The sequence below is a fragment of the Streptomyces macrolidinus genome (genome assembly GCF_023887685.1).
Taxonomy (GTDB): Bacteria; Actinomycetota; Actinomycetes; order Streptomycetales; family Streptomycetaceae; genus Streptomyces; species Streptomyces macrolidinus.
This window is the reverse complement of the sequence record NZ_JAMWMR010000076.1, coordinates 1-2,727: the sequence shown is the minus strand read 5'-3', so window position 1 is coordinate 2,727 and position 2,727 is coordinate 1. Positions and strand designations below refer to the sequence as shown.

General features: G+C 74.3%; 1 protein-coding gene. It reads left to right on the top strand.

All coding sequences use genetic code 11. The features are described from left to right. On the top strand, positions 1-2,727 hold a 2,727-nt coding region (locus NGF19_RS30245), incomplete at both ends, for a SpnB-like Rossmann fold domain-containing protein (protein ID WP_252429112.1).

Sequence of the window (2,727 nt, the reverse complement as noted above, 5' to 3'; positions counted from 1 at the left end):
AGTGGACTGGAGCACCCTCCTTCCCGCCACCACCGCCCACATCGACCTCCCCACCTACGCCTTCCAACACGAGCGCTACTGGCCGGAGGCAGCCGCTTCCGTGGCTGGTGACATCTCCTCGGTCGGACTGGGAGCTGCCGGGCACCCGCTGCTCGGTGCGGCGGTCGCATTGGCGGACTCCGACGGCTTCCTCTTCACCGCGAGCCTGTCCCTGCGGACGCACCCCTGGCTGGCCGACCACGCCGTGGCGGGGACCGTGCTGCTGCCCGGTACGGCGTTCGTGGAGCTGGTGTTCCGGGCCGGGGACCAGGTCGGATGCGACCTGGTCGAGGAGCTGACCCTCGACGCGCCCCTCGTCCTGCCATCCCGCGGCGCGGTGCAGACCCAGCTTGTGGTCGGCGTCGGTGACGAGTCGGGCCGCCGTACCTTCGCCCTCTACGCCCGCCCCGACGAGACGAGCGCCGACGGCGTCGACGCCGCCCCGTGGACCCGGCACGCCACCGGTGTCCTCGCCGTCCGGGCGGATGCCGTGGAGCCCGCCGCCCCCGTCGCCGAGAACGGCGTCTGGCCCCCGGCTGGGGCCGAGCCGGTGGACGTCTCGGGCCTGTACGAACGGCTCCTGGCGCGCGGTTACGGATACGGGCCGGTCTTCCAGGGCGTCCGGAGCGTCTGGCGGCGCGGCGACGAGGTCTTCGCCGAGGTGACCTTGCCGACCGAGCCCGTCCACGCCGAGGGCGTACGGTTCGGTCTCCACCCAGCGTTGCTCGACGCCGCGGTACAGGCGGCGGGTACGGGCGGCGCGTTCGCGGAGGGCACCCGGTTGCCGTTCGCCTGGGGCGGGCTCACCCTGCACGCGGTGGGGGCCTCGGCCCTGCGCGTACGGATCACCCCGCTCGGCCCCGACACGGTGTCGCTCGATGCCGCCGACACGGCGGGCGAACCGGTGTTCAGCGCCGCTTCCCTCACCGTGCTTCCCGTCGACCCCGCCCAGTTGGCGGCGGCTGTCGACCCGACCACGGAGTCGCTGCACCTGCTGGAATGGGCCCCCCTGGACGCCACCGTCAGGGCGTCGTCGCCCCGGAGCGCCGAAGGCCTGTCCGGCAGCCGTGTCACTGCCGTTCTGACGGGTGGCGACGGAACCCGCACCGGGTGCTCGGACGGCGAAGTGGTCGACAGCCGGAACGGGAACGGAGACGGTGCCGCGGACGCGACGGGTCTCGTGCGTGCCCTGCGCGCGACCGGCGCGGCGGTCGCCGAGTTCCCCGGCCTGGCGGCACTCGCCGTGGCCGTCGACCGGGGCGAGATCGACACACCGGTGACCGTGCTCGTCCCGTCCCCCGGGGCGGGAGCAGGCGGTGGGGCGGAGCGCGTCAGGAAAGCCGTGCACGGCGCGCTGGCGCTGATGCAGACGTGGCTCGCCGACGACAGGTTCGCCGAGTCCCGCCTCGTGCTGGTGACCCGGCACGCGGTCGCCGCCCACTCCGAGGACGCCGTACGGGCGACGGGCCAGGCCGCCGCCTGGGGCCTCGGCCGGTCCGCGCAGACGGAGAACCCGGGACGGTTCGGGCTGCTGGACCTCGAGGCTGGGGACGTGTCCGGTGCTGCCCTGGTGCGGGCCGTGGAGTCCGGTGAGTCGCAACTGGTGATGCGGGACGGCGAGTTGTTCGTGCCGAGGCTGGTGCGTGCGGCGGACGCCGACGCGGGCGACGGGTTCGGGCCGCTGCCGCTGCCGGCCACGCCGTTCGCCGGCTGGCGGCTGGAACCCGGCGCGGACGGCACGCTTGAGAGCCTGACCCTGGCCCCCCTCGCCGCGGACCGGTCGGACGGCGGCGAAGCCGGGGCGGTCCTCGGCGAGCCGGAGCCCCTCGGCCCCGGTCAGATCCGGATCGCGGTGCGTGCCACCGGCCTCAACTTCCGCGACGTCCTGCTCGCTCTTGGCATGTACCCCGAGCCCGCCCTCATGGGCACCGAGGGCGCCGGCGTGGTGACCGAGACGGGCCCCGGCGTGACCGGCCTGGCGCCGGGCGACCGCGTCATGGGCATGCTCACGGGGGCGTACGCGCCGTCAGTGGTCGCCGACTCCCGTACCGTCGTACGGATGCCCGAGGGTTGGACGTTCGCCCAGGCGGCGGCCGTGCCCGTGGTGTTCCTGACCGCGTACTACGCGCTGCGAGACCTGGCGGACCTCCAGCCGGGCGAGCGCCTCCTGGTGCACTCCGCGGCCGGTGGCGTGGGCATGGCCGCGGTGCAGCTCGCCCGGCACTGGGGAGCGGAGGTGTTCGGAACCGCCAGCACCGGCAAGTGGCAGGCGCTGCGCGACCTCGGCCTCGACGAGGCCCGGATCGCGTCGTCCCGCACCCTCGACTTCGAGTCCGAGTTCCGCGCGGCGACCGGCGGCCCGGGCATGGACGTCGTCCTCAACTCGCTTGCCCGCGAGTTCGTCGACGCCTCGCTGCGTCTGCTCTCCGACGGCGGCCGTTTCGTCGAGATGGGCAAGACCGACGTCCGCGAGGCGGACAAGGTCGCCGCCGACCACCCCGGCACCCGGTACCGGGCCTTCGACCTCGGCGAGGCCGGCCAGGAGCGCATCGGCGCCATGCTTCGTGACATCCTCGATCTCTTCGCCCGGGGCGTCCTCCAGCACCTGCCCCTCACCACATGGGACGTACGACGCGCCCGCGATGCCTTCCGCCACGTCAGCCAGGCCCGTCATACGGGCAAGGTCGT